23 protein-coding genes are annotated in these 25,702 nt (G+C 68.7%); 10 read left to right on the top strand and 13 right to left on the bottom strand.

The genetic code is table 11. The features are described 5' to 3' along the window. Positions 1-121 precede the first annotated feature (121 nt). Both ACLQ3I_RS08375 and ACLQ3I_RS08370 read right to left on the bottom strand, forming a co-directional pair. A complete protein-coding gene (locus ACLQ3I_RS08375; protein ID WP_425801204.1) occupies positions 122-1,675 on the bottom strand; it encodes an adenylate/guanylate cyclase domain-containing protein in 1,554 nt (517 codons plus the stop codon). A gap of 24 nt (positions 1,676-1,699) precedes the next feature. Continuing rightward, positions 1,700-2,986 carry an adenylosuccinate synthase gene (locus ACLQ3I_RS08370; RefSeq protein ID WP_425801202.1) on the bottom strand — a complete coding sequence of 429 codons (1,287 nt, stop codon included), beginning with the start codon at positions 2,984-2,986 and terminating at the stop codon, positions 1,700-1,702. Positions 2,987-3,076: 90 nt separating this feature from the next. On the opposite strand from ACLQ3I_RS08370, the gene ACLQ3I_RS08365 reads away from it, so the two are divergent. Then, on the top strand, positions 3,077-3,712 hold the full coding sequence (locus ACLQ3I_RS08365; RefSeq protein WP_425801200.1) for a hypothetical protein: 636 nt from the start codon (positions 3,077-3,079) through the stop codon (positions 3,710-3,712). Further along, entirely contained in the window at positions 3,709-4,533 is an 825-nt protein-coding gene (locus ACLQ3I_RS08360) for a site-2 protease family protein (RefSeq protein ID WP_425801198.1), read from the top strand. The genes ACLQ3I_RS08365 and ACLQ3I_RS08360 overlap by 4 nt, the downstream gene beginning before the upstream one ends. Here ACLQ3I_RS08360 and ACLQ3I_RS08355 read toward each other — a convergent pair. The 4 genes from ACLQ3I_RS08355 to ACLQ3I_RS08340 form a co-directional block, all read right to left on the bottom strand. Further along, entirely contained in the window at positions 4,500-5,153 is a 654-nt protein-coding gene (locus ACLQ3I_RS08355; protein WP_425801196.1) for a pyridoxamine 5'-phosphate oxidase family protein, read from the bottom strand. The two genes, ACLQ3I_RS08360 and ACLQ3I_RS08355, sit on opposite strands and share 34 nt — an antisense overlap. A 57-nt stretch (positions 5,154-5,210) precedes the next feature. Continuing rightward, entirely contained in the window at positions 5,211-6,125 is a 915-nt protein-coding gene (locus ACLQ3I_RS08350; protein ID WP_425792443.1) for a cation diffusion facilitator family transporter, read from the bottom strand. 82 nt (positions 6,126-6,207) lie between these two features. Next, entirely contained in the window at positions 6,208-7,311 is a 1,104-nt protein-coding gene (locus tag ACLQ3I_RS08345) for an FUSC family protein (RefSeq protein WP_425792442.1), read from the bottom strand. Continuing rightward, entirely contained in the window at positions 7,308-7,745 is a 438-nt protein-coding gene (locus tag ACLQ3I_RS08340; RefSeq protein ID WP_425792441.1) for a DUF3151 domain-containing protein, read from the bottom strand. Before ACLQ3I_RS08340 ends, ACLQ3I_RS08345 begins: the two co-directional genes overlap by 4 nt. A 229-nt stretch (positions 7,746-7,974) precedes the next feature. Between ACLQ3I_RS08340 and ACLQ3I_RS08335 the strand changes: the two genes are divergently transcribed. Then, entirely contained in the window at positions 7,975-9,843 is a 1,869-nt protein-coding gene (locus ACLQ3I_RS08335) for a hypothetical protein (RefSeq protein WP_425801194.1), read from the top strand. Continuing rightward, positions 9,840-10,157 (top strand): hypothetical protein, encoded by a 318-nt coding sequence (locus tag ACLQ3I_RS08330; RefSeq protein WP_425801192.1) that lies wholly within the window; start codon positions 9,840-9,842, stop codon positions 10,155-10,157. Before ACLQ3I_RS08335 ends, ACLQ3I_RS08330 begins: the two co-directional genes overlap by 4 nt. Positions 10,158-10,352: 195 nt before the next feature. Here ACLQ3I_RS08330 and fbaA read toward each other — a convergent pair whose 3' ends face one another. Beyond that, complete coding sequence (fbaA, locus tag ACLQ3I_RS08325; RefSeq protein ID WP_425801190.1) at positions 10,353-11,390, bottom strand: class II fructose-bisphosphate aldolase; 1,038 nt, start codon at positions 11,388-11,390, stop codon at positions 10,353-10,355. Positions 11,391-11,592: 202 nt separating this feature from the next. Here fbaA and ACLQ3I_RS08320 point away from each other — a divergent pair, with 202 nt between their 5' ends. Continuing rightward, positions 11,593-12,630, top strand: coding sequence for a DUF368 domain-containing protein (locus ACLQ3I_RS08320; RefSeq protein ID WP_425801188.1), 1,038 nt, complete (start codon positions 11,593-11,595; stop codon positions 12,628-12,630). After that, complete coding sequence (locus ACLQ3I_RS08315) at positions 12,627-13,370, top strand: DedA family protein (RefSeq protein ID WP_425801186.1); 744 nt, start codon at positions 12,627-12,629, stop codon at positions 13,368-13,370. The genes ACLQ3I_RS08320 and ACLQ3I_RS08315 overlap by 4 nt, the downstream gene beginning before the upstream one ends. Before the next feature lie 33 nt (positions 13,371-13,403). On the opposite strand, the gene ACLQ3I_RS08310 is transcribed toward ACLQ3I_RS08315, so the two are convergent. After that, positions 13,404-14,009, bottom strand: a complete 606-nt coding sequence (locus ACLQ3I_RS08310; RefSeq protein ID WP_425801184.1) for a TetR/AcrR family transcriptional regulator — start codon at positions 14,007-14,009, stop codon at positions 13,404-13,406. A 71-nt stretch (positions 14,010-14,080) separates the two neighbouring features. Between ACLQ3I_RS08310 and ACLQ3I_RS08305 the strand changes: the two genes are divergently transcribed. Next, the gene (locus ACLQ3I_RS08305) at positions 14,081-15,139 is read left to right on the top strand and encodes a hypothetical protein (RefSeq protein WP_425792434.1); all 1,059 of its coding nucleotides are present in this window, start codon (positions 14,081-14,083) and stop codon (positions 15,137-15,139) included. A 9-nt stretch (positions 15,140-15,148) separates the two neighbouring features. Here ACLQ3I_RS08305 and ACLQ3I_RS08300 read toward each other — a convergent pair whose 3' ends face one another. After that, a complete protein-coding gene (locus ACLQ3I_RS08300) occupies positions 15,149-16,294 on the bottom strand; it encodes a phosphatase PAP2 family protein (RefSeq protein ID WP_425801182.1) in 1,146 nt (381 codons plus the stop codon). Positions 16,295-16,395: 101 nt separating this feature from the next. On the opposite strand from ACLQ3I_RS08300, the gene ACLQ3I_RS08295 reads away from it, so the two are divergent. After that, positions 16,396-17,379: an MOSC domain-containing protein gene (locus ACLQ3I_RS08295; protein ID WP_425801180.1), complete on the top strand. Its 984-nt coding sequence runs from the start codon at positions 16,396-16,398 to the stop codon at positions 17,377-17,379. Between the two features lie 36 nt (positions 17,380-17,415). On the opposite strand, the gene ACLQ3I_RS08290 is transcribed toward ACLQ3I_RS08295, so the two are convergent. From ACLQ3I_RS08290 to ACLQ3I_RS08275, 4 genes are read right to left on the bottom strand one after another with little or no spacing between them, the layout of a single operon-like run. Next, positions 17,416-18,081, bottom strand: coding sequence for a TrmH family RNA methyltransferase (locus ACLQ3I_RS08290; RefSeq protein ID WP_425801178.1), 666 nt, complete (start codon positions 18,079-18,081; stop codon positions 17,416-17,418). A 3-nt stretch (positions 18,082-18,084) separates the two neighbouring features. Continuing rightward, positions 18,085-18,648, bottom strand: coding sequence for an orotate phosphoribosyltransferase (locus ACLQ3I_RS08285; protein WP_425801176.1), 564 nt, complete (start codon positions 18,646-18,648; stop codon positions 18,085-18,087). A gap of 54 nt (positions 18,649-18,702) precedes the next feature. Then, entirely contained in the window at positions 18,703-19,755 is a 1,053-nt protein-coding gene (locus tag ACLQ3I_RS08280; RefSeq protein WP_425801174.1) for a hypothetical protein, read from the bottom strand. A gap of 4 nt (positions 19,756-19,759) precedes the next feature. Beyond that, positions 19,760-20,785, bottom strand: coding sequence for a D-2-hydroxyacid dehydrogenase (locus ACLQ3I_RS08275; RefSeq protein ID WP_425801172.1), 1,026 nt, complete (start codon positions 20,783-20,785; stop codon positions 19,760-19,762). Positions 20,786-21,125: 340 nt separating this feature from the next. On the opposite strand from ACLQ3I_RS08275, the gene ACLQ3I_RS08270 reads away from it, so the two are divergent. Both ACLQ3I_RS08270 and ACLQ3I_RS08265 read left to right on the top strand, forming a co-directional pair. After that, positions 21,126-22,445 carry an aspartate aminotransferase family protein gene (locus ACLQ3I_RS08270; protein ID WP_425801170.1) on the top strand — a complete coding sequence of 440 codons (1,320 nt, stop codon included), beginning with the start codon at positions 21,126-21,128 and terminating at the stop codon, positions 22,443-22,445. 1 nt (position 22,446) lies between these two features. Next, a complete protein-coding gene (locus ACLQ3I_RS08265; RefSeq protein ID WP_425801168.1) occupies positions 22,447-25,701 on the top strand; it encodes an FAD-binding and (Fe-S)-binding domain-containing protein in 3,255 nt (1,084 codons plus the stop codon). Position 25,702 lies beyond the last annotated feature (1 nt).

The following is a 25,702-nucleotide window of genomic DNA, read 5'->3' as shown; positions in this document are numbered from 1 at the left end:
TCAGCCCCACCGTCATGCTGCTGACGGTGAGCGTCCTCGCCGAGGGCACCTGACCGTCGCCCCGAGCGCACAGATGACACCAAAGCGCGCCACGGCGACGACATTCGACACGGCGACTCGCTCAGGTGTCATCCGGGTCGGCGATCCGTGCCGCATGGACCACCGTCTCCGCCGTCCGGCCGCGCAGAGTGGTGGCCTCCTGCTGCTCCCATCGCGCGGCCTCCGGCCCGGCCGCCTCGACGGCATGACCGGACGCGAGCGGACGCGCCGGATCCCGTTTGGCCAGTTCCGAGAGCCGTGCGCTCTCGTTGACCGCATCGCCGATCACCGTGTACTCGAATCGTTCGATGGCGCCGACGTTTCCGGCGACGACCCGCCCATAGCTGACGCCGATGCCTGCGGCCAGATCGGGCACGTCCCGTGCGAGGCCGCCGGCGATCTGCCGGGCAGCGGACAGCGCGGCGCCGGCCGGGTCCTCGAGGTCGATCGGCGCCCCGAAGATCGCCAGCACCGCATCACCTTCGAATTTGTTCACCAGACCGTGCCGGCCCTCGACCGCTGCGACGATCACCGCGAAGAACCTGTTGAGGATCTCGACCACCTCGGTCGGGCTGTGTCGCGACGCCAGCGTGGTGGAACCGATCACGTCGACGAACACCACCGCGACGATGCGTTCGGAACCGCCGAGCTCCGGATCTCGTTGCAGCGCAGCGGCAGCGACGTCGCGCCCGACATGCCGGCCGAAGAGATCCTGCAACCGCGCACGCTCCCGCAGCCCGGTCACCATGCCGTTGAAGCCCACCTGCAGGTCACCGAGTTCGGTGCCGTCGTAGACCACCAGATCGACGTCGGTGTCACCGTCCTGGACCCGCTTCATCCCCGACCGCACGCTCCGGATCGGCCCGGTGATACTGACACTGGACAGAACGGTCAGGATCAGCCCGGTCCCCAACGCGATCACCGCCAGCACGGTGACGCCGATGAACAGGTCGAGTTTGTCGGTGTCGTCGCGGAACACGCCGAAGAGCACGACGAGCAGGATTCCGGTGATCGGGATCGCGGAGCCGGCCAGCCAGGACACCAGTGACCGGGCCCGCACACCGCTGCGTTTGCGGCGACCGTATCCGGCGCTGATCACCTCGGCGAGGACCGGCCGCATCGCGAATTCCACCAAGAGGTACGAGTTCGCAACCACCACAACGCCACTCAGTGCGACGACGAAGAAGATCTTGGGAATGAGGGCGGGATCGAGAACCCCGTACATGATCGTGAACATCACGGTGGCGACGCCCCAGAGCATCCCCTGGATGGCGACCAGCCGCCACGGCGCGCGCTGGGTGCGGCGAGCGTCTCGCGCGCTCGGCTGCCGGCCGCGGATCGCCCATCGCAGATCGCGGACCACCACCACGGTGCCGAGTCCGATGCCGACGACGAACGCGGCCCCAACATAGACGGGCAGCACGAGGAAGTTCACCCACCAGAGGCGGGCCTGGAACACCGACGGCTGCGGAATCCCGACGCCGGTCAACAGGATCGCGACGCCGGCGCCGATCAGGTTGGCGACCACGATCATCCCGGTCAGCAGGGTCTGGATACGCAGGCGCTGACGGAAGGAACTCTCGTCGGCGGACCCGAGCAGAATCGACCCGTAATCCCTGCTGCCCTGCGCCGTCATCGAGTCCCCCGCCGGCCCTTCCGCTTACACGATCTCGCGACGAACGATGGTCTGTTCCCGGCCCGGCCCCACTCCGATGCACGAGATATGAGCTCCGGCAAGCTCTTCCAGTCGAAGAATGTAGTTCTGGGCGTTCTGTGGCAGGTCCTCGAAAGTCCGGCACTCCGAGATGTCCTCCCACCAACCGGGCATCTCCTCGTAGACCGGCTTCGCGTGGTGGAAACCGGTCTGCGTCATCGGCATCTCGTCGATGCGTTCGCCGTCGACCTCGTATGCCACGCAGATCGGCACCGTGTCCAGGCCGGAGAGCACGTCGAGCTTGGTGAGGAAGTAGTCGGTGATGCCGTTGACGCGCGTGGCATACCGCGCGATGACGGCATCGAACCAGCCGCAACGACGTGCGCGACCGGTCGTCACGCCGACCTCGCCGCCCGTCTTGGCGAGGTACTCGCCCCACTCGTCGAAGAGTTCGGTGGGGAACGGTCCCGACCCCACGCGGGTGGTGTAGGCCTTGAGGATGCCCAGCACGGTGGTGATCTTGTTGGGACCGATCCCGGAGCCGACGGCGGCGCCGCCGGACGTCGGATTAGACGACGTGACATACGGATACGTGCCGTGGTCGACGTCGAGCAACGTGCCCTGCGACCCTTCCAGCAGCACCGTCTCGCCCTGTTCGAGGGCCTGGTTGAGCAGCAGTCGGGTATCGGCGATGCGGTGCATGAACCCCTCGGCCTGCTCGAGCACCTCCTCGACCACCTGCGCGGGATCGAGGGCACGACGGTTGTAGATCTTCACCAGGATCTGGTTCTTCAGCTCCAGCGCGGCCTCGACCTTCTGCGCCAGGATCTTCTCGTCGAGCACGTCGGCGGCCCGGACCCCGACGCGGGCGATCTTGTCCTGATAGCAGGGCCCGATGCCGCGGCCGGTGGTGCCGATCTTCTTGTTCCCCAGGAACCGCTCGGTGACCTTGTCGATCGCCACGTGGTACGGCATCAGCAGGTGCGCGTCGGCCGAGATGAGCAGACCCGAGGTGTCGACGTCGCGGTCCTCGAGGCCGCCGAGCTCGGTCAGCAGTACCCCCGGATCGACCACCACGCCGTTGCCGATGACGTTCTTCACCCCGGGCGTCAGGATTCCGGAGGGGATCAGATGGAGTGCGAAGGTCTCCCCGTTCGGGAGGACGACGGTATGTCCGGCGTTGTTGCCGCCCTGATACCGAACCACCCACTGCAGCTTTCCGCCGAGCAGGTCGGTTGCCTTACCTTTGCCCTCGTCCCCCCATTGGGCGCCGATAAGCACGATCGCGGCCATGGTCGGATGCTCCTTTGAGTTGGCGCGCTGAACAACAGGCCAACCTTACTTGGTCGACGTCGCATCCAGAGCGGTGGATACGCTATCCGCGTGCCGATTGTCCCGATCACCGAAGCGGCGACGACCGCGGAGAAGCGGGCGATCCGCGCCGCCGTCGCCGATGCCCTGATCGATCCCGACGTCTCGCGGATCGTCGTGACCCCGCTCGACGGGGCCGGGGCCGATGCCTACCTCGCCCAGGTGGTGGCCGCGCTGATGATCGGTGAGCGCCTCGACGTGGAGGTCGCCTACGCGGCGCCGTCGCCGACCCGGGCCACCGTCGTCTACGGACTGCCCCACGGCGTCGGCGCGGCCGCACTCGCCGAGCGGGGCCGGGCGCGGGCGGTACCGCTGATCCGCGACGACGCGGCCACCGTGCTGGTGGGCCGGGCCCGGCACCTCGGCGCCGACGACGCGAAACTGCACGGCGAGACCTATGTGGACAACGAGCGCCTTTTCACCGGCGAGGTCCGCGGGGTGGAGATCGAACCTCTCCGCACCGCGCCCGGTCTCCGGGCGCGGCTCGATCGGCCCCTGATCAGGGGCCGATGGCATCTCGGGCGGGCCGCGCAGACCGGCGGCACCAACATCGTCGTCGAGCGTGAGGGGACGGTCACGCCGCGGGTTCTGAAACGGTCGACGTTTTACCGGCATCATGTGGACATGAACCTGGTGTTGCTGCCATGACCACCACGACCCGCGAGATCGCCCGCGCCGTCCGCCCGGGCCCGGTCTTCCTCGGCCTCGTCGTGGTGGCGGTGATCGGCGGGTGGATCGTGGCCGGTTCCGAGCCCGGACGCAATCTCGAGTCGGTCGGCGGGACCCTGCTCGTCGTCCTCGCCGGCTGGGTCATCTCGCTGTGCCTGCACGAGTTCGCCCACGCGGTCACCGCGTTCCGGTTCGGCGACCGCAATGCCGAACTCCGCGGCTACCTCACCCTGAACCCGTTGCGCTACACCCATCCGGGGCTGTCGCTGGGACTGCCACTGCTGATCATCCTGTTGGGCGGCATCGGTTTTCCCGGCGGCGCGGTCTACGTGAACCAGCACGGGTTCACGCGCGTCCAGCGGACGATCGTGTCGCTGGCCGGCCCGGCCACCAACGCGCTGCTCGGCGTCGCGCTCCTGCTGGCCGTCCGGTTCGCCGCGCCGGACTCCTCCGGCGCCCTGGGCTTCGGCGCGTCGAACGTCCTCTACATCGTCGACGGGCTCAACCTGTGGGCCGCGTTGTCGATGCTGGCCTTCCTGCAGATCACCGCCGCCGTGCTGAACCTGCTGCCGGTGCCCGGTTTCGACGGCTACGGCGCGATCGACCCCTACCTGTCGGATCAGACCCGCGCGTCGGTCAGCAAGATCGCCCCGTACGGATTCCTGATCGTCTTCGCACTGCTGTTCATCCCGTTCCTCAACCGCGCGTTCTTCGATCTCGTCTACTGGCTGTTCGGCCTGTCCGGGGTACCGAGTGCACTCGCGTCCTACGGCTGGGACCTGTTCGTCTTCTGGCGGTAGAGGCCGGCAACCGACGCCGGCAGATCGCCGGGGCTCGCGGTGACCGGCTCGTCGTAGACCACCCGCATCGGGATGTGTCCGGTCCAGCCGTCCGATCCCGCCCCGTCCGATCCCGGCCCGCCCGACCGCGCCTTGGCCAACCACTGCCCGTCGACGATGGGCAGAGCCAGGATCACGGTGGCCGACAACTCCTTGTGCGTGTGGTCGCGGACCTCCACGCTGCGGCCGGGGAGCACCGCGTCGGAGAAGACATCGAGAGCGCGTGCGGCATCGGACGGGTCGACGCGCTCGAGCGTGCCGCGCACCACCACCGACCGGTAGTTCATCGAATGGTCGAACAAGGTAGCGGCGACGACGAGGCCGTCGGCGACGAAAGCGGTGAACGTCGCACGCGCTCCGGCCGCGACCTGCCGCAGCGCCCCCGCCCCCGAGGACCCGTGGATCAGGAGTCGGTCGCCGTCGCGGGCCACGAGCATCGGCACCGACCACGGGAACCCGTCGTCGGTGACGGTGGACAGCACACCGACGTGGGCTTCATGCAGCACCTGGTCGAGGAGTGCACGATCACCGCCCCGATCGGGTTTACGCGTGAGGGAGGCGAGGTCGGCGTCGTCGGACATGGAAGCCAGCATGACCGGACCGCGACGGATTGTCAGCCGGGTTTCCCGCGGCGGCGCTCACCACCGCAGTTCGTCGTGGCACCGCTCCCGCACGTCGTGCGGATCGACCTGGATGGTGGCGTGCTCGAGACCGTGCCGGGTGAGCACTGCCTGGGCGGCGGTCAGCACCTCGCGATTGGATCCGTTGCTGCCCAGGTGGACCGTGGCGACATCCATGCCGGTGGTGAGGGTCCAGACGTGCAGGTCGTGAACATCGTCGACGGAGGGGATCGCGGCGAGTTCCTGTCGCAGTTCGTCGACGTCGATGTGCGCGGGCGCCTGCTGGTTGAGGATGCGGAGCGCCTCGAGGGCCAACCGCACGGCACGCGGGACCACCCACAGGGCGATGAGGACGGCCACCACGACGTCGGCGTAGCCCCACCCGGTGGTCAGCGCGACCACGCCGGCGATCAGCACACCCACGCTGCCGACCGCGTCGGCGAGGACCTCGAGGTAGGCGCCGCGGACGGCAATCGATTCCTGTGCGTCCGCGCGCAGCAGCAGCATCACCGCGAGATTGACGAGCAACCCGATCAGGGCGACGACGATGAGGGTGAGGCCGGGCACCTCCGGGTCGGTGCCGATCCGTTCCACCGCCTCGTAGAGCACGAAGGCCGCGACCCCGATCAGCAATACGGCATTCGCCACGGCGGTGAAGACCTCGGCGCGATGCCAGCCGAAACTGCGGTCGTCGGTGGTGGCACCGTGTTTGGCCAGCAGCAGCGCGACCAGACCCATCACCAGGGCGACGACGTCGGTCAGCATGTGACCGGCGTCGGCGATCAGGGCCAGCGAATCGACCAGCAGGCCCACCACGAGCTCGACGACGAAATAGCCACCGATGATCGCGACGGCAACCGCCATCGGCCAGATCCGGCGATTCGCCACGGATCCGGTCGTGTCGGCGTGCGTGTGTGAGTGTGAGTGGCCCATTTGTCGTCAATATATGCGCGTTTTCGCATATATGACAAGAGGTAACCCTAAGTTGTCGCCGGTTCGCCGTGGTCGGTCCGAGTCAGCGCAACGTGGCCATCGCCGAGGACCGGCGCAGTCCGGCAATCATCAGCATGTCGATCAGCAGCGACCGCAGCTCGGCCATCACGGCCGTCTCCGACAGCGCGCTGCCGGTGACCAGCTCGGCCTTGGCCTTGCGCGCGACCGTGCGGATGACGCGCGCGGCGTCGGCCTGGTCGGGCTCCTCGCCCGGTTTGGCGATCATCATCTCGCGCAGCACCTCGAAGGCTTCCGCGACGTCGGCGATGATGTCCACGATCTCCGGTCGCAGAGGCTCGCCGCGCTGGGTCATGCCGAGCGCCCGTCGCGCGATGATCCGGAAATTCCGGACGGCATTGTCGATCGGATCGGCCGTCGCCGAGATACGCGCGAGGCGTTCCCGCGCGTTCCAGTACAGGGGCGAGAGGGTGCTCACCTCGCGACCGCCGCGCATGTCGGCACGCATCTCGTTGATCGCGTCCTGCGTGCCGCGCGCGGAGACGAGCGCCTCGGTGACGGCGTCGACCTCCATCTCGCGAAGGCCGGTGACCAGGGTGCGGGCCGAGTCGCGCATGGTCGCGAGGAGTGCCGCCGCATCGCGGCGGGCCCGGTGGGCCGGATTGACCGGGAACAGCGCCACGATGATCATCCCGACCACCCCGCCGATGAGAGCGTCGATCGCGCGGTGGAACCCGCCGATGCCTCCGGGCGGGAGCAGCGTCGCCACCAGGACGCCCGACGACGCGGCCTGCATGGGAACGAGCGGCCCGTTGTCGAGGAACACGGCCACCGACATCGCCAGCGCGACGACCACCATGATCTGCCACGTACCCGACCCGATCTGCGAGACCAGGACGTCGCCGATGAGGATTCCCAGCGTGACACCTGCGACGAGTTCGACCGAGCGGCGCCACCGTTTACCCAGCGACAGGCCGAGCGAGACGACGGCGGCGATCGGCGCGAAGAACGGCTGCGGGTGGCCGAAGATGTTCACGGCGATCCACCAGGCGGCGCCCGCCGCGAGTGAACACTGCGCGATGGGCACCAGCGACAACAAGAGTCGCCGAACCCGCTGCCGCACCGGCGGCGGTAATCCGTTCAGCCGTCGGCGCAGCCAGTCGGTCAAGCCAGTCCGAGGTGCTGCGCCGCCGTCGGGTCGCTGTCGTTGAGGAGATCCAGACAGCGCAGGTACTCGTCTTCTTCACCGACCGTCCGCGCGGCGCGCGCCAATGCACCGACACAGCGCAGAAAGCCCTGATTGGGCTCGTGGCTCCACGGCACCGGGCCGAAACCCTTCCAGCCGTGGCGGCGCAGCTGGTCGAGGCCACGGTGATAGCCGGTCCGCGCATACGCGTAGGCCTCGATCACCTTGGGCGTACCGGCTCCGGCGTCCGCCGCCGCCAGGGCGGCATCGGCCAGGTACGCCCACGCGATCGAGGCGGTGGGGTGGACGGCCGCGGTCTCGGCCGGATCTGCTCCGTTGAGCAGGTCCGATTCGGCCTCGTCGTCGCCTGTGAGCAGGACCGGCTGCGGTCCGAGCAGATCTCCGAAGGAAGTCACGCCTACATTGAATCACTCCAGAACCGCAGGAGCGTCCTGGCCGCGTACGGCGTCGACGGCTCGTCGATCACCCGACCGGAGTACGTCACAGCCCACCGAGTACGGCACCCAGGGGGGATTCGCTAGGGTGAGTGGCGCGATCGACCAAGCGCAACCGACTCGGCGGGTGACGGCGGGCAGTCGGGGCGGCGACCACATCGATTCGGGAGAAGGCGGGGTGTTCAACACGATGCCTCCATCACGCGACGACCAGGATTCATTGCTCGGCCGCGCCCGCTCCGCATGGCGCAATCGCGGTAAAGACCACGCGGCACAGACCGGCCGCCGCGGCCCGGATGACTCCTGGGTCGCCAGTACGAAGGACGACGACGCAGCGGTGACCGACGCGACGAACAACGAGGATGCGACCGACACGTCGGCAGACGACGCTGCGACACAGGACTTCGGAGCACAAGACCCTGCGGCGCAAGTCACCGGAGCACAGGACACCGGAGCGCAGGACACCGGCGCGCAGGGCGAGGCGGTCGACGAGACGCCGTCCGACGAGACCGCGGACGAGTCGTCGAGTGACGGCGCGGAGTCCGAGACGGACGACGAGCCCTCCGGAGAAGCCGACGACTCGGCCACAGCGGGCGATTGGGACACAGAGGGCGACTCGGCCACAGAGGGCGATGCGGCAACGGAAGAGCCATCGGCCGAAGGCGACACGGCAGCAGACGCCGGCACATCAGACGACGCCGAGCCCGACGAGGCGCCGGACTCCCCCGACACCGGTACCGACACCACCGCGACAGTGACCGAGGCGGCATCAGGGACCGAGGCGGCAGAGACCGAGGCGGCATCAGGGACCGCGACCGACGAATCGGAACCGGCCGCCGCGGAGGAGTCCACCGAGCAGACCACCGAGGCCCCCAAGGCAGCCCGTCCGAAGCCCAAGGGTGGCCGCGGGATCGACTCGGCCACCAAGGTGATCCGCCGCGAGGACCTGCCCGACATCAGTGAACTCGAGGACCTCGAGAACATCGAGGCCGAGGCCGGTTCCGACGCTGCGGAGACCGCGACCGGCCGCGGTGAGAACACCGGTGAGAACACCGGCGAGAACACCAAGGCGGACAAGCCGAAGACCAAGCGGTCGGGTATCGGTCCGAGCGATTCGGCGACGACGGTGATCCAGCGCGGCGATCTCCCCGATTCCGCAGACCTCGACGACCTGTCCGAAATCGACGCGCTCGGTGCAGGCGGAGGCGCCGCCGCGGGTGCCACTGCTGCGGCCGCTGCCGGCGCGGCCGCTGCCGCCAAGTCCGACCGCACCGACGCCGAGAGCAACACCGATCACGTCGACAGCAACCGCGATCGCGCCGACAGCAACAAGGATCGCGCCGACAGCAACGACGACCAGGACGCGGACGGCTCCACCAAGGCCTTCCCCACCGGCACCGACACCGCAGGGACCGGCACTACCGCGAAGCCGGCGGAGTCCGACGATTCCGACGACTCCGAGACCCGGCCGGTGACCAAGGCTGCCCCAGCAACATCGGCAGCGGGTGCGGGTGCGGCGGCAGGCACCACGTCGGCCGCCCAGGGCTGGTCCACCACCGCCCACAAGCCCACCGTCTACCCCGGCAAGGACGACACGTCGAAGCCGAAGCCCGCCAAGGAGTCCTCCGGTCGCCGGCGCTGGCCGCTGCTCGTCGGTGCCGCCGTGGTCGTCGTGATCGCCGTGATCGGCGGGGTCTTCGCGTACCTGAACCTGCGTCCCCCGGCCCCGGCCGACGAGGCCGCCGACGTCGCGAAGGAGTTCTCCACCGCTCTGTACGAGGGCGATCTGAGCACCCTGCGCTCCACCACCTGCGGTCAACGCAACGAGTTCTACACGACGATCAGCGATGCCGATTTCCAGAAGATCTACGACGGCCAGAAGACCCGGAACGAACTCATCCAGGTCAGTGATGTCAAGGCCGTCAAGGTCACCGGCGACGGTCATCAGGCCGTGGTCGAGGTCTCGGCGCTGCACAGCAGCAAACCGGACGCACCTCAGACCGTGACCATCAACCTGCAGAAGTCCGGCGATGATTGGAAGGTGTGCACGCCTCAGTGACCGGCAACGGACCGACCACCCGACTGCCACACAGCGACACCCGGGCACTTAGCGGCGCCCCGGCACATAGCGATACCTGGGTTCAGCACAACGCCCCACCACCCCGGAGTCCGCACACGCCGTATCCGCTCGACGCGCCGCCGCAGGCCTACTTCGAGCCCGCAACGCATCCACTGCGCATCGAGCGCCGGACCACCCGGACCACACCGCCGCCACGTCTGCACCGACGTCGGATCGACCCCGCCGTCGTGGCCGCCGCGATCGTCATGGTCGCGCTCGCCGTCGGGGTCGTCGTCGGTCTCGCAACGCTCTGACCCGCCACCCCGCCGACAGCAACCGGAATCCCGCCCACAGCAACACGTTTCGCGCCCACAGCAACACGTTTCGCGCTGACAGCACCCCAATCCTGTGCCAGGACACCCCGAGACGCCGACAGCGCCCGGCCGTGAGCCGGACGCTGTCGGTGATGCTCGGCGTCGGTCCGCAGACCGACGGGCGGGCGGGTCGGATCAGGCGCTGATCGACTTGCCCGTCGACTTCAGGTCTGTGCACGCCTCGACGACACGCTCGGACATCGACGTCTCGGCCTTCTTGGACCACACGCGCGGGTCGTAGGTCTTCTTGTTGCCGACCTCGCCGTCGATCTTCAGCACGCCGTCGTAATTCGAGAGCATGTGCCCGGCAACCGGACGGGTATAGGCGTACTGGGTGTCGGTGTCGACGTTCATCTTGACGACGCCGTAGCTCAGCGCCTCCTCGATCTCGCTCTTCAGCGAGCCGGAACCACCGTGGAAGACGAAGTCGAACGGCTTCGCGCCGTCGGCCAGCCCGAGCTTCTTCACCGCGACCTCCTGGCCGGAGTTGAGCACGTCGGGGCGCAGCTTCACGTTGCCGGGCTTGTACACGCCGTGCACGTTGCCGAAGGTGGCCGCCAGGAGGTAGCGGTTGCCCGAGTCGCTGGCGCCGAGTGCGTCCAGGGTCTTCTCGAAGTCCTCGGGCGTGGTGAACAGCTTGTCGTTGACCTCGTTCTCGACGCCGTCCTCTTCGCCGCCGACAACGCCGATCTCGATCTCCAGGATGATCTTGGCCGCGCCCGCCTTGGCGAGCAGATCCTTGGCGATCTCCAGGTTCTCGCCGAGCGGGACCGCGCTGCCGTCCCACATGTGCGACTGGAACAGCGGGTTCTGGCCCGCGTCGACGCGCTCCTGCGACACTGCCAACAGCGGACGGACGTAGGTGTCCAGCTTGTCCTTCGGGCAGTGGTCGGTGTGCAGGCCGATCGTCACGTCGTACTTCGCGGCGACCACGTGGGCGAACTCGGCCAGCGCGACGGCGCCGGTGACCATGTCCTTGACCCCGAGTCCGGAGCCGAACTCCGCACCACCGGTCGAGAACTGGATGATGCCGTCGCTGCCCGCGTCGGCGAATCCCTTGATGGCGGCATTGATCGTCGACGACGACGTGCAGTTGATGGCCGGGAAGGCGTATCCGCCCTTCTTGGCCTTGTCGAACATCTCGGCGTACTGCTCGGGGGTTGCAATCGGCATTTCTCGTCCTCCAACCGGATCGGTTTCGCAGTCGTGGTTCACGCTGTCGGAGCGGTCACTCCCGTTCAGTATGGCAAGTGCCGTCCGCGCGCGTGCGACGCCTGGTGTCCGGCGGATGCGGCACAGCGGTGGGATGTGACGGCGCATGGATGTGACAACGCGCAATGACCGTTATGTCGGATTGTCGGTACGATGGCCCGCAATGTCCACGAACCCGACGACCGCCCCGACGCAGCTTTCCTCCTCGCCCGGGCACGGCGATCCCGCCGATCCCGCCGATCACGACGCCGATGGGTCGCGCCGACCACGAGCCGTCGCCGCCAACGTGGTCCGCGGCGCCCTGATCGGTGTGGCCGAGACCGTGCCCGGCGTCTCGGGCGGCACTGTCGCCCTCGTGTCCGGCATCTACGGCCGGCTCATCGGATCGGTCAAACACGTCCTCGACATCCCGCGAATGTTGGTCACCAGGGGCGACTGGCGCGCGAGCGGACGGCAGGTCGACTGGTGGCTGCTCATCCCGGTCTGTCTGGGCATGGCGGTCACGGTCTTCTCGATCGCGGGCGTCATGGAGAGTTTCGTGACCGATCAGCCAGTCGCCTCCAGGGCCCTGTTCATGGGCATGATCGCAATGTCGGTGGTCGTCCCGTTCCTGGAGATCGAGAACGGGGCGCTGACGCGGCGTCCGGCCAGACTCCGGGCGGTTGGCGTGTTCGCCGCCGCCGCCGCGGTCGCTTTCGCGCTCACCTCGCTGCCCCGCTCCGAGATCGTCGACCCACCGCTCATCCTCACCTTCGGCGCGGCGGCGATCGCCGTCTGTGCCCTGGTACTGCCCGGCGTCTCCGGCTCGTTCTTCCTCCTCGTCGTCGGGATGTACGCGCCGACGCTGGCCGCCGTCGACGCGATGGACATCCGGTACCTCGCCGTGTTCGCTCTCGGTGCCCTGGTCGGCCTGATGTCGTTCGTGCGCGCGCTCGAATGGCTCCTCGCGAACCACCACACGCTCGCCATGGTCGCCGCGGCCGGCTTGTTGTCGGGCTCGCTGCGCGCACTCTGGCCGTGGCAGACCGACGACGGCGGACTGCTGGGTGTCGGCGACGACTGGCCGGTTGCCCTGCTGCTGCTCACGGTGGGCGCGGCGGTCGTGGCCGTGGTCGCGCTGGTACAGCGGCGCCTCTACACCGCCGACGCCTCGGCGGCTGACGCCGAGCATCGCGAGGCCAGGTACTCTGGGGCCCCGTGATCGACTCCGCGCTCGCCCAAACCACGACGAACGTCGCCCTCATGCCGGGATTCCTCGACCCGGTGACCCTCCTCGGGTATTTCGGCGCGTGGGCCTTCTGGGGTCTGCTGCTGGTGATCCTGATCGAGTCCGGAGTCCTCTTCCCCGTCCTCCCGGGCGACTCCCTGCTGTTCGTGGCCGGCATGGTGGTCGCCGCCGGCGGCAAGGAGGGCATCGACCAGTTCGCCTCGCTGTGGCAACTCCTGATCTTCGTCCCGATCGCCGCCATCATCGGCGGACAGATCGGCTACTGGATCGGCCGCTATGTGGGCACCGCCATGTTCAAGCCGGACGCCCGCTTCCTCAAGGAGCGGTACCTGACCGAGGCTCACGAGTTCTTCGACCGGCGCGGACCGGTGACCATCTTCCTGGCCCGCTTTGTGCCGATCGTCCGCACCATCGCTCCCATCGTGGCGGGCGCCGCGCGGATGAAGTACTCCGTCTTCGTCGTCTACAACGTCGCCGGCGCCATCGTCTGGGGCGCGGGGATCGTGCTGCTCGGGTACTGGCTCGGCCGTTTCGAATTCGTCCAGAACCTCATCGAGCCGATCTTCATCGTGATCGTGGTGCTGTCGGTGCTGCCGATGTTCATCGAGTGGTATCGCAGGCGTCGGGCGGCCAAGGTCACCGCCAACGCCGTCCCGGCGGACACCGCCGGCGCTGACACCGATGTGAGCGAGGGACCTGAGACCTACCGCTGATCCACCGTTCTGCCCACACGCCCGGGTGACAACTCACGCGTCCGGACACTCGGTGTGCGGCCGACCCAGTGCCGCGTCCACACCCGCCAGGTACTCGTTCAGGCTCAGCGGTCCGAAGAGCGCGCGGTGGACGATGTAACCCTGCGACACCGCAACCATCCCCCGCGTGATCGCATCGACCTCGGCGACGCGACCGCCCTGTGCGGCGACCCAGCGCGCGACCGCGCCTTTGTAGGCGTCCCGGATCTGGCCGATCGCCTGTTCGACGACGTTGCCGATCTCCACATCGACCGCCGCCTCCGCCCACATCTGCAGGACGACTCGATGCGGCACCTGATCGTCGTCGAGAGCTCCCAGAAAGACACCGAGGATCTCTCGTGGTGTCTGGGGCTCCGGTGTCTCGAAACGGCTGTCGACCAGGGCTTGCGCCCGCGGGCCGATCACCGACGCCGCCACATCTGCCGCGATCTGCGCCTTTCCGCCGAAGTGCGAGTAGATCGATCCCGTCGACAATCCCGACTCGGCCGAGATGTCGGCGATCGACGTACGTGCGACGCCGCGGGTCGCCATCACCCGTAATGCCGCCGCGACGATCTCGTCACGGCGCGACTGTGCGGTTTCCTGGGTCAGACGAGGCATACAAAAAGAATACTCATTCTGTATAGTAGCCGCGAACGAACCCTGATCGATCGCCACGATGGAGTGTTGACATGACACAGACGACCGCGGACACCACGCCGCGACCCACACGTCCGGTGACCACCTGGCCCGCGGCGATGACCATGGCGCTGCTCGCCGCAGTGGCCATCGGCGTGGTTGTCCTGGCCTTCTTGTGGCCGGTCGCGACCTCGTCGGCAAAAGATCTTCCGGTCGGGCTCGTCGGTGAGCCGGCCGCGGTAGCGCAGGTCGAGCAGAACATCGGCACCAATGCGCCCGGCACCTTCGACACGACCACCTACGCCACGCGCGACGAGGCGGTGTCTGCGATCAAGCGACGTGACGCCGACGGCGCGATCATCGTGGGCCGGACACCGGAGGTACTGGTCGCCTCAGCCGCCGGACCGGCCACCGTGACGATCCTCAAGGGTGTGGCCGGCTCGCTACAGCAACAGGCGGGAGCACAAGCGGCAAACGCCGGTGCGGGCTCGGCTCCGGCGACCGTCACGACGACGGACATCGTGCCGCTCGCCGAGTCCGATCCGAACGGCTCGGGCCTGAGCGCCCTCGGCTTCCCGCTCGTGCTGGCCGGACTGCTCGGCGGCATCCTGATCGCGCTGCTCGTCAGTGGTGTGACCCGTCGCCTGGCGGCGCTCGTCGTGGTCGCCGTCGTCGGCGGCATCGGCGTGACCCTGGTGACGCACACCTGGTTCGGCTTTCTGCCCGGCGACTTCCTGCCGCTGTGTGCGGGGATCAGCCTCGCCGTGTTGGGCACCGCGTCATTCGTCGTCGGGATGAACGCCCTCATCGGCCCGGCCGGCATCGGCGTCGCCGCGGTCATCACCATGTTCGTCGGAAACCCGTTGTCGGCAGCGACAATTCCGGTGCAGTTCCTCGCCTCCCCGTGGGGAACCATCGGCCAGTACCTCGTCCCCGGCGCCGGGGCGACCCTGGTGCGCGATCTCGGCTACTTCCCCGAGGCGGATGCGACCCGGTCGTGGCTCGTCCTGACGGCATGGGCGGTTGTCGGTGTCGCGTTGAGCGCCCTCGGACATTTCCGGAACCGCGAGGTGGTGCATGTTGCGGCCTTCGAGGAACCGGCCACCGACTGACGGTCTGGCTCAGGGGGACACCGCGTACGCCGCGGCGAGATCGATGCGCAGCCAGCCGCCGTTGGGACCCGACTGGTCGAGCGGATAGCCCGAACGGATCGCCGTGCGGCGCAGGATGTCCAGCCGTTGTGCGTCGGTCAGGCGCGGGAACCGGCTGCGCAGCAGGGCCGCGGCCGAGGCGGGGATCGCGTTGCGCTGGCCCGGCGACACGACCGGGAATCCGTACGTCATCATCCCGCGGTGCTCGGTGACCGCCTGCTGCGTGGTCAGGTACGGCGTATCGCGGGCGATGAAGTCCTTGAGGGGCACACCGATCGAGCGGCCGAGTTGGGCGCGCAACTGCGCACCTGCCTGGTCGACGAGCCGGCCGAACCGCGGGTCGGCCAGCCGGGCGGCGGCGATGTCGGTGCCCATGATCCGGCCGCCCATCACGTCGAGCGGATAGTGCACGCCGAGGACCATGCGGCTCCGACCGATCTCGCCGGCCCGCGCGATGATCTGCGGTCCCAATTCGGGCAGCCAGTACGCCAGCAACGCGCCCTTCCAATAGGCCATGTTGCTGTGGCCCGAGGGGTAAGAACCGTTGTTCACGAGATCTGCGTAGAGATCGCCGCCGGGCTTGTTGTATTTCTTGATCGACTTGGGCGCCACCACGAACGGCCGCGGATTGTCGTAGTACTCCTTCTCCAGCAGTGTCGTGCCGAGCGGGAGCCCCGCCCGAGCCGTGTCACCGCCGGCCAGCGCGTCGACCTTGGGCAACTTGCCCGCCGCGAGCAGCTGGCGGAAGACAGTCCCCAACCGGTCGCCGAGGGCGTCGGAGAGCGATACCAGCCGGTCGTCGTAGTTGATCGAGATGGCGTCGGCCTGCTGTGCACGGGTTGCGGAATTGTTGATTCCCTTCACCTTCTGCAGGTTCGACGCGATGATGTCCGGACGATCCCGACGGAGCCCCGCGAATCCGTCGAGGACGGGGATGTAGGTGCCCGACGGCGGTACATCGGAGGCGTACGGACCGAAGAGCTCGGCGGGGGTGAACGGGGCCGGGGTGGCCACCGTCGGGGCCGCGGTGGCCACGCCACTCGCGACGAATCCCGTGACGAGGAGAATGGGGGTCAGGACAGAGATGATCGCAGAGCGCAACCGCAGAGTCGACACGGCTCGTAACTCTTCCCCGGTCGTGTTGATTGCGCAAGTGAACGATCCGTTACGGTGTGCGGCACAGCAGCGCGCCTGCGCGGCAGAGCCTGAGGTGATCGATGAGCAGCACAACCGCACATGTCACACAACTGTGGCGTCATCCGGTGAAGTCCATGGCCGGAGAACCACTCGAGACCGCCACCCTCGGCCGCCGCGGAGTGCTCGGCGACCGGTTGTGGGCACTGCACGACGTGGAACGCGACACCACGATCTCGGCGCGCCGACTGCCCGCGGTCCTGCGTTTCGCCGCCCGTTACGTGAGCATTCCCGGCTCCGACGCCGGACCCGGTCGTGCACCGGCCGTGATCGTGACGGCCCCCGACGGCACCGAACACCACAGCGACGATCCCGGCATCCACGCGGCGCTGTCGTCGCGGCTCGATCGTGACGTGCGCCTGGTTCCGTTACCCGACGATCCGCGTGCGCATCGGCTTCCGTGGCGAGAGCGTCTCGGCACCCTGCCCCCGGGTGCCCTCGCCCGCGATCTCGGGATCGCCCCCGACGAGAAGATGCCGAAGGTTTCGGACATGAATGCGAGAGCACTCGCGACCCTCGCCCGGAACGCCACTCCGCCAGGTAGTTTCGTCGACCTCTGCCCGGTGCATCTGATCAGCGAGGCGAGCACGGCCACCATCGCCGACGCCATCGGCGAGGACCACGTGGACCCGCGGCGCTTCCGTCCGAACATCGTCATCGCCGGAACCACGACCGGACTCCCAGAGGCCGAATGGACCAAGGCCACAATCAATCTCGGCAACGCGCGATTGCACGTCGTCATGAAGACCGTGCGCTGCGTGGTGCCGAGTCGCGAGCACATCGACCTGCCACTCGACAAACGGCTGACCCGCGCGGTCGCCTCGACCTCCGACCGCTATCTCGGTGTCTACGCCGACGTCGTGAGGTCCGGTGAGGTCCGCGTCGGGGACACGCTCACCGTGACGCCCCCGCGGCCGCCCAACCGCTTACAGCGCCTCGCGGGCACCGGACGCACTCTCGCACTCGACAGTGCGAACCGGGCCGTCGAGCTCCTGCGTCGCCCCTGATCGTCACCGGGACATAAAGTTCCGACGACCGCCGGCTCACCAGGCCTGACCGAGGTCCGCGTGCTGCCGAACCCAGGCATGCATCGCGATCCCCGCGGCCACACCGGCATTGATGCTCCGCGTCGACCCGAACTGCGCGATGGACACCGTGAGGTCGGCGTGACGTTGCGCGTCGTCGCTCACCCCCGGCCCCTCCTGGCCGAAGAGCAACACGCAATCGCGCGGGAGGTCGGCGGTCTCGAGCGGCCGGGCCCCCGGCGTGTTGTCGACTGCGACGACGGCGACCCCCTCCCCGCGCGCCCAATCGATGAGGTCGGCGACCGAATCATGGTGCATCAGATGCTGATAGCGGTCGGTCACCATCGCCCCGCGCCGGTTCCAGCGCCGTCGGCCGACGATGTGCACGGCGGCCGCGGCAAACGCATTCGCCGTCCGGACCACGGTCCCGATGTTGGCGTCGTGCGCGAAGTTCTCGATCGCCACGTGGAACGGATGCCGACGTGCATCGATGTCGGCCACGATCGCCTCGCGCGTCCAGTAGCGATAGGCGTCGACGACGTTGCGGGTGTCACCGTCGGCGAGTAGTTCGGGATCGTATCGGGGATCGGTCGGTGCCGGACCGCCCCGCTCGTCGGCCCACGGCCCGACACCCACCGCCGGTCCCGACCGTGGCTGCCACTCGGTCGGCCCGGGCTCGTCCACGCGTCAGGCCAGCCCGAGGTCGCTCAACCCGAGCAGCGAGCGGTACGGCACGCCGAGGGCTCCGATCACCTCGTCGGCCCCGGTGTCGCGGTCCACCACGGTGGCCACGCCGACGACCGTCGCACCGACGTCGCGGGCGGCCTCGACCGCGGCCGAGGGCGACGCACCGGTGGTGGACGTGTCCTCGACGATCAGGACGTTGCGCCCGGCGATGTCGGGCCCTTCGATCCGACGCTGCATGCCATGTGTCTTGGCCGCTTTGCGCACCACGAACGAGTCGATCTCACGACCGGCCGCATGCATGATCGAGGTGGCGACGGGGTCCGCGCCGAGGGTGAGCCCGCCGACGGACAGATAATCCCAGTCGGCGGTGAGCTCACGCATGAGGCTGCCGATCAGACGGGACGCCTCGTGATGCAACGTCGCACGGCGCAGGTCGACGTAGTAGTCGGCTTCCTTGCCCGACGACAACGTCACGCGACCGCGCACCACGGCGAGTTCGGTGACCAGCTCGGCCAGTCGGGAACGTCCATCTTCGTTGACGCTGGGCGGCACAGGCGCGGACATGTCACGGCTCATTTCTCGCTGATGGTTTCCGGTGCGCGCCGGACCGTCCGCAGGTCAGTTCCGGCGGTGACGATTCGGGCGATCCGTCGGGGCGTTGGTGCCCGGGGGCATATCGTACGGCCGCGCCGGACGTCCACCGGCCGGTGGTGGCGTCGCGGTGCCCTCCCCCGGATCAGCGGGCGGTCGCGGCCCGCCGGGCGCCTTGGTCGGCGGCTGCGACGGGCGACGTACGGGCATCGGCTGCATCCGCCGGCCGCCGGTCGACGGTGGCCCCGGCTGCGGTGACGACGGCTGCGGTGACGACGGCGGAGCGGAATCCGGCACCGCGCTCCAGGCCCGGGTGGGTGCGGGCGGTGCGGGTTCGTCGTCGGGTGCGTTCCCGGCGGCCGCGATACGCGCACGACGCTGCTTGTCACGCATGTTCTCGGTCTTCTCGTCCGCGAGCTCGGCGCGGGTAGGTCCATGCGGATCACGCGGGTCCGGGGCGTCCTGCGGATCGTTGACCGGCGGCAACACCCGCAGCAGATCCGCGAATCGCCGGACCACCTCGAGCCCAGTGTCGAGGTGATCGGTGTCGGTGGTCAACGGCATCGAGCCGAGCACCCAGTTCCCCTCGTTCCACAGCACCTCGATGTAGGACGGCGTGGTGTTGGCCAGCGCCACCATCCGCCGGTCACACACCCGGCGGGCCACGTCCAGGTTGTTGGAGAACATCACCCTCGGGCCCATGGCACCGAGCAACTCGACGTCTTCCTCGGCCGGGGCGAGCACGTCCTCGTGCCGGAGATCGACAACCACGGACGACGCGACCGAGCGGCGAACCGCCACCACGGTCGCGGTGTCGACGAGATCGAACACCGCCGCCTCCGCACCGGAGTAATGGCCGAATGCAACATCCTGAACCTCGACGTGGTCCGGCACGTTCATCGTCGCGCGATGAAAGACCTTGCGCAGCTTGGTATCCGACTCACGGAACTTGAACTCGTGCTGGTCTCCCCAGACCGCGCGCTGATGCCGCGCAACACTGGAACGCTGGTGATCCAGCCACAACAGGGCGCCGGCACCGGCCAGCGCCAACACGGCGATCACGAAATACACGATGGTCATCGCGCTACAGCCTACTATCGCCGCCGCCGCGCCTCGTGCTCACGACATAACCTCGCTCCTTGTCGACGATGTTTTCCAGCACTTCGGCCGGAGATTGCCCGTCCGCACCGAGGTAGCGGCGCAGATTCGCGAGGAACAGCCGAGCCAGTTCGTCGCGCCAGCCGGCCACGTCACCACTCATGTGCGCGGAGATCGCGACGTTGTCCATCGCCCAGAGCGGACTGGACGGATCGAGAGGTTCGTCGGTGAACACGTCGAGCGACGCCGCACCGATCTCGCCGGCCGTCAGCGCCTCGATCATCGCGGGCTCGTCGACGAGCTGCCCGCGCCCAACGTTGATCAGATGGGCGTCGTCACGCATCGCCCGGAGAACGGTCGCGTCGATCATCCGATCGGTCTGCGGTGTGAGTGGGGCGATCGCCACCACGTTGTCGAAGTCACCCACCACAGAGGCCAGATCCGACGTCGGCAGCACGGAGCCGAAATCGGCGTCGGCGTCACGCGGTGTCCGCCCCGCTCCGGTCACTCGCAGGCCGACCGCGCGCAGCAACCGGGCGGTCGCCCGACCGATCCCCCCGGTGCCGATCACCAACGCGGACGATCCCTCGGTCCGAGCGGTATCCCGATGGCGCCACACCCGTTGCGACTGCAAGGCCTTGGAGACGTGTAACTGCTTGTCCCGAGCCAAGATCGATGCCAGGACGAACTCCGCGATCGGCCGGTCGAAGACTCCCGCGGCGTTGGTGACCACGATGTCGGAGTCATTCAGCTCATCGAACAACAGAGAGTCGACGCCGGCCGCACATATGTGCACCCAGCGGAGATCTCCGGCATGTGGTCCCCAATTGTCCTTCAGCGCACCGGAAAAGAAGTCCCACACGAGCAACACATCGGCGCCGCACAGAGCTTGCGGCAACGTGTCGGCGGTGCAGTGTCGGATGGTCGCGAGGTCGGCGATCTCGTCCAGGTTGGTCGGTGACGGGACACCCGGGGCCCCGAGGAGTGCAATGGTCGGTCGATTGGTGGCCACGCCCCACCGTAACCAGATCCACCCCACCCCGCCGCCGACAGCACCCGGCCCCTCGCCGACCGGGCGCAGTTGCTCGCCGAGCGGGCGCAGTCAGTCGCCGACCGGGCACTCACAACGAGCCCTCGACTCCCTCCACGCCCCGATCCCTGCCCTGACCGCGGCCAACCGCCGGGTCGGCCTGTCCCAGATGACACCTCAGCAGGTCACCGCGTCGAAATGCGCCTCGGCGTGACGCTCAGGTGTCATCTGGGACACCCCATCCGTGGCACCCCGACAATCCACATCCACGGCCCACTGTCGAATTGTTGACAATCCGACGATCGACCGTCACCGTGGACGCATGACCGTCACCGCCGAATCCATGCAGACCGCCCAGACCGCGACGCTCAGCCCCGCGCTCAAACAGGCCACGCCCGTCGTGGTGGACCATGCGCTCGGCTCGTGGATTCATGGCACGGACGGCAACGACTACCTCGACTTCACCACCGGCATCGGCGTCACCAGCACGGGCCACTGCCACCCACGCGTCGTCGCGGCCGCGCAGGAGCAGTGCACCAAGATCATCCACGCCCAGTACACGACCGTGATGCACCCGCCGCTGCTCGAGCTGACCGAGAAGCTCGGACACGTCCTGCCGCTCGGACTCGACTCCGTCTTCTACGCGAACTCGGGGTCGGAGGCCGTCGAGGCGGCGATCCGCCTCGCCCGCATGGCCACCGCACGCCCGAACATCGTCGTGTTCCAGGGTGGGTTCCACGGACGTACCGTGGCCGCTGCCAGCTTGACCACCGCGGGAACCAAGTTCTCCGCAGGCTTCTCGCCATTGATGGCCGGCGTCCACATGTCGCCGTTCCCTTACGCCTACCGGTACGGCTGGGACACCGACACCGCCGTCGACTTCGCGCTGCGCGAGCTCGACTACCTCTTGCAGTCACGTGTCGCGCCCAACGACACCGCCGCCTTCCTCATCGAACCGGTTCTCGGCGACGGCGGCTACCTGCCCACGCCGCCGCGCTTCCTGGAAGGACTGCGTGAGCGCGCGGACCGGCACGGCATCGTGCTGATCCTCGACGAGGTGCAGGCCGGCTTCGGCCGCACCGGCAAGTTCTGGGGTCATCAGCACGCGGCCGACCTCACTCCCGACATCCTCATCACCGCGAAGGGCCTGGCCTCCGGATTCCCGATCTCGGCGATCGCCGCGTCCACCGAGCTGATGAGCAAGGCCTGGCCGGGCTCGCAGGGCGGCACCTACGGCGGCAATGCGGTGGCCGCAGCGGCCGCCGTCGCCACCATCGACGTCATCCACGACGAGAACCTCGTCGACAACGCGCGTATCCGAGGCGAGCAGATGCTCAGCGGGCTGCAGGAGATCGCCACCGGCTTCGACGCGATCGGCGATGTCCGCGGTCTCGGCCTGATGGCCGGCATCGAGTTCGTCACCGGCGGTGACGGCACCACGCCGGTGCCCGATGCGGCCGCCGCCGCGGCCGTCCAGCAGGCCACCACCCGGCACGGGCTGCTGACCCTCACCTGCGGGCCGGCCGGCAATGTCGTGCGGTTGATCCCGGCGCTCGTGGTCACCGAGGACGAGAGCGCGACGGGCCTCGAGCGATTCGCCGCTGCCCTGTCAGACGTACTCCCACGCGATACGCTCGGTTGAGATGACACATGCCCCCACCGCCGGCGGTACGCAGACCGATGTCGCCGGAGACCTCGACGCCCTCGGCGTCGAGGTCGACTCCTCGTCGCGGCGCCTCGCGGAGTACTCCTACGACGCCTCCAACTACCGGATCCGTCCGGTCGCCGTGGTGTTCCCCCGCGACGCCGACGAGGTGGCGCGCACGGTGTCGTACTGCCACCGCCATCACATACCCCTGATCCCGCGTGGGGGCGGCACCTCGATGGGCGGCAACGCCATCGGCCCCGGCATCGTGATGGACCTGTCGCGGTACATGAACCGGGTGCTCTCGGTGGACGCCGAATCCGGGACGGCGGTCGCGGAGTCCGGCATCGTCCTGACGACTCTCGCGGCGCAGGCGCGGGCCGCCACCGACGGCCGGCTCACGTTCGCCCCCGACCCGTCGTCGGCGTCGCGAGCCACTCTGGGCGGGGCCATCGGAAACGATGCGTGCGGGAATCACTCTGTGCGCCACGGCCGTACCACCGACCACATCGACGAGCTCTACCTGGTGAGCGCCGAGGGCCGCCGCCTGACCGCCACCCGCCACGGCATCGAGGCCACCGATCGCACCGACGACGCCGCCGTCGACGCCGCCGCCGAGCTCACCCACCGCCTCCGTGACCTCGCCGCACAGAACATGGCGATCCTGCGCACCGACCTGGAGACCATCCCCCGTCAGGTCTCCGGATACCACCTGGCGAAACTGTTGCCGGAGAACGGCTTCGATGTCGCCCGTGCACTTGTCGGCAGTGAGGGAACCTGCGCCGTCGTGGTGGGCGCGCGGGTCCGGCTGGTACCCGTCGCCGCCTCGCCACTGCTGATCTGCGTCGGCTATCCGACCGTCAGCGACGCCGCGCGCGACATCCCGGCGATCCTGCCGTATGCGCCATCGGCGGTGGAGGGCATCGACCGCAAGATCGTCGCGACGATGGCCGCCCGCCGCGGCCGCGACACGGTTTCGGCGCTACCCGGAGTGACCGACCGCGACTGCACCGCATGGCTGTTCATCGACATCGACGAACAGAGCGCCGCGCGCAAGTCCGAGACGGACGTCGGCGCGACGGCGAAGCTGCTCCTCGACGACCTCCGTTCGAGGGGCCGGATGATCGCGGGTACCACGGTTCCCGATCCGGTTGCGCGCAAGACACTCTGGCGTGTCCGCGAGGACGGTGCCGGCCTGTCGTCGCGGCTCGCCGATCCCGACGACGAGAGCGTCGGCGCCGACTACGAGTCCTGGCCGGGGTGGGAGGACGCCGCCGTCGCACCCGAGCGGCTCGCCGACTACCTCGACGAGTTCACCGACCTCCTCGACCGTCATCACCTCACCGGCGTGATGTACGGGCATTTCGGCGCGGGGTGCATGCACGTGCGGATCACCTTTGATCTACGCAGCGACGAAGGCCGCGCCGTGATGGACAGCTTCTGTACGGATGCCGCGCGACTCGTGGTCGCGCACGGTGGATCGCTGTCCGGCGAGCACGGCGACGGACGCGCACGGTCGGCTCTGCTGCCCATCATGTACGCCCCGGCGATGCTGTCCGCCTTTGCCGAGTTCAAGCAGATCTGGGACCCGCAGGGCACGCTGAATCCGGGTTCCATCGTCGATCCACCGCCGATCACCGACGATCTAGCGCTCGCAGGCGTCCCGGCGCGCGCCTGGCCCACCATGTTCCAGCTGGGTGTCCCCGGCTCCTCCGACCCGGGTGCCGCACCGGAACCGCCGGCACCGGGCGCTCCCGGAAAAGCGGCCCAGAAAGGCGCCCTCGGTACGCCCGCGGATGACGCCGTGTCGACGGCGGCTCCGCAGGGGGCGGATTTCCGGGGCGGTTTTCTGGAGCTCAGCCAGACCACCGGGGGCGCGCACGCGACCTCGCCGGACCCGTTCGTCCACGCGGTCCAAGGATGTATCGGCGTCGGGCGGTGCCGATCCTCGTCGGGTGGTGTCATGTGCCCGAGTTATCGCGCCACCCGCGACGAGAAGGACTCCACCCGCGGCCGCGCGCGCGTCCTGCAGGACATGGTTCGAACCGCACCCGACGTCGAGACCGGCTGGCAGTCAACCGATGTAGCCGATGCACTGGATCTCTGCCTGTCGTGCAAGGCGTGTTCCACCGACTGCCCCACGGGTGTGGACATGGCCACCTACAAGTCCGAGTTCCTCCACCACCACTACCGCGGTCGACGTCGGCCGATGTCGCACTACTCGCTGGGCTGGATGCCCGCATGGCTCGGTGTGGCGGGCACGCTGGCCCCCGCGATCAACGCGGCGTTGAAGAGTCCGCTGCGCCGCCTGGCCGCGCGCACCGGAGGCCTCGATCCGAGGCGGAGCATGCCCCGATTCGCCACCCGGCGTGATCGGCTTGAGCACTTGCGCGCGCTGCCCCCGGTCACCTCGGCCACCGACACGGTGCTGTTCGTCGACTCGTTCACGAAGGCATTCCGCCCGCACGTCGCCACCGCCACCGCCGAGGTGCTCGGGTCGACGGGCGACGTGGTCGGCTGCAGCGCCGACAACTGCTGCGCCCTCACCTGGATCTCCACCGGGCAGCTGACACACGCCCGCAAGGTGTTGTCGCGGACGGCCGAGAACCTCGACGACGGCACCGACCGCCCGATCGTGGTGCCGGAGCCCAGCTGCGCGGCCGCGCTCCGCAAGGATCTGCCGGAATTGGTGCACACCGACGCGGCCCATCGGGTGTCGGCGCGGGTGCACAGTTTCGCCGACCACCTGTCCCGCCTGGTGGAGGCCGGCTGGCGGCCGGCAGGCCTACCCGAAGCCGTCACGCTGCAGACCCACTGCCACGAGCACGCGGTGTTCGGCGCGACCACCGGAGCCGCGGTCCTGCAATCGCTCGGCGTCGAGGTACACACCGCCGACGGCTGCTGCGGAGTCGCGGGGAACTTCGGCTTCGAGCAGGGGCACTACGAGGTCAGCGTGACCGTCGCCGAGCACGCGCTCGCCCCCGCGCTGCGCTCCGCACCCGAACGGCCGGTGATCACCGACGGTTTCAGCTGCGCCATGTCCGTCGACCATCTGACCGCCACCGATCCGGCGATCTCGTCGACAGGTCTGCACCTCGCCGAGCTCCTCACCCGCGGAGCCGCCACCCCCCGCCCGCCGACGGCAACCGAGTTCCCGCCGACGGCAACCGGTTCTCCGCCGACAGCAACACAAGATCCGCCGACGGAAACCACCGCCGAACCCACCGAACCCACCGACCCGCAAGGAGCGTGAC

The organism is Gordonia sp. DT101, from assembly GCF_049844895.1.
Taxonomy (GTDB): Bacteria; Actinomycetota; Actinomycetes; order Mycobacteriales; family Mycobacteriaceae; genus Gordonia.
This window is presented reverse-complemented; position numbering and strand designations above follow the sequence as displayed.